We start from the raw sequence: 1,795 nt of genomic DNA, 5'->3' as shown, positions 1-1,795 counted from the left end.
CATCGCTTAAGCGTTGAGGAAGGCCAAAGGATCTTGCTCACCTGCAATGAACCTAAATACGCTGATCTGCCGCCAGGCCAGATCGTGCCTGATCTAGCTGATCAAGGCATTTATATAGGTTCTGAACGCAGTTTCTATCGGGTTTTACATGCCCACGGGCAGCTACACCGCCGCGGTAGAGCGCGATTACCACAAGAAGCAAGGCCTGTTCCCAGGTTGCGCGCTGATGGCCCAAATCAGGTTTGGAGTTGGGATATTTCCTACTTACCCACCAGCGTAAAAGGGATCTGGCTTTACCTCTACCTAGTGATTGATATCTGGAGCAGAAAAGTGGTGGCTTGGGATGTGGAGCAATCTGAATCAGCTGAATTAGCAGCTCAGCTGGTGAGTAGGGCCTGCCTAAAGGAACGGATCATCAATGCGCGGAGCAACCCTTGAGGTGCGCTTAGAAGAGCTAGGGGTACTCAGATCCTTCTCTAGGCCAAGAGTTTCAAACGACAATCCCTATTCTGAATCGCTATTCCGCACCGTTAAATACCGGCCGAACTATCCAAACCGGCCATTCAATAGCAAAGAAGAAGCCTGCCAATGGGTTTCTTCTTTTGTGGATTGGTGTTGCGATAGCAATTTGCAAAAAGCGAACCGATCTTTCTGAACAGACATGCTAATTTCATCTTTGGCGCTGGACAACCACCGCTCGCACTAATAGAATAAGTCTGGTATGAGATTGATTAATGAACCATTAACAACCCAGCAAACAAGCCTCMAAGTAACYTTGGCAAAGKAGGCATAAAACGCTTCCAAAGGGTGACATCTTTCTTGGCAGTTAACGTTTTTTTGGAGTGGCTCTGACGGATAGTTAATGTTGATGAGGAGCATCTCTGTGCGCAGATCGATGGGTGGAAAGAGAAGACATGTTCAGTACAGTTCATTAAGACCTTTTGTTATGTAATGCTTAAGAGCAAGCTTAAAGCATAGCATTTTATTTTATTTATTTCATAATTCCAATTTTTCTAAAAAATTATTATTAATGGTTTTCAACTCATGAATCAAGAACTATTAGACCAAGAAGGTTCCACGCAATGACTGCTATTTATCTTCCCGTAGAAGTTGTTAAACGTGAATTTTGGCCAAAGGCGATATTAGCCAGTTATCTTGCAGACAAAGGGCACAAGGTATACATATTTCAGGATTATCTTTTTGATAAGTATGGATATCCAGAGCCAGGCTTTTACATTGGAAAGAATTTATTTAAGACATGGGGTACATTTTTGCTTGATCAAAAACTCAAAGCAATAAATGATGGTATTAAAATGTATTTCCTAGAAGAGGAATCATTGGGCTGTGGAGATTTACCTGAGCAAGCAATTAAAGGATATTTCGAATCTCGGTTTGGGTCTCTTTCTTACATTACAGAAGCATTAAATCATCTACATGGAGATCGATTTCTCGCTTGGTCTAAATTGTATGCAGATGGAGCTAAAGGGTTTCTTCCTGAGAGCATGATTAACATAACAGGGAGCATACTATTTGCTTCCTGCAAGCCTGAGTGGAAGGAGATTTATAAATCTTTTGTACCCGCAGCTGAGCAGCCCTACGTCCTAGCTTGTTCATCTTATTCATTTTCAAATGGTATATCAGTACATGCACAATTAGAAATGGCAAGTCAACAACAGCTAGGGCAATATTCATCGGCACAGACAGAAGAGCTATTACTATCTCAAGTCGATGCAATAAATTTTGCAATTGCAATCAAGAAAATCGCAGGAAAGGCTCGTAATATACCATTTTTATT

General features: G+C 41.8%; 3 protein-coding genes. All 3 read left to right on the top strand.

Annotated features, from left to right (window positions below):
• On the top strand, positions 1-438 hold a 438-nt coding region (locus tag C7K08_RS13900), incomplete at its 5' end, for a DDE-type integrase/transposase/recombinase (RefSeq protein WP_133165312.1).
• A complete protein-coding gene (locus C7K08_RS16555) occupies positions 419-655 on the top strand; it encodes a hypothetical protein (RefSeq protein ID WP_106501111.1) in 237 nt (78 codons plus the stop codon). The genes C7K08_RS13900 and C7K08_RS16555, both read left to right, overlap by 20 nt.
• 427 nt (positions 656-1,082) lie before the next feature.
• Positions 1,083-1,795 (top strand): glycosyltransferase family protein (locus C7K08_RS13890; protein ID WP_133165311.1); only part of this gene is annotated, 713 nt, incomplete at its 3' end.

It is taken from the genome of Synechococcus lacustris str. Tous, from assembly GCF_003011125.1.
Lineage (GTDB): Bacteria > Cyanobacteriota > Cyanobacteriia > PCC-6307 > Cyanobiaceae > Synechococcus_D > Synechococcus_D lacustris.
The sequence above is the reverse complement of the archived record's forward strand: the minus strand, read 5'-3'. Positions and strand labels throughout refer to the sequence as shown.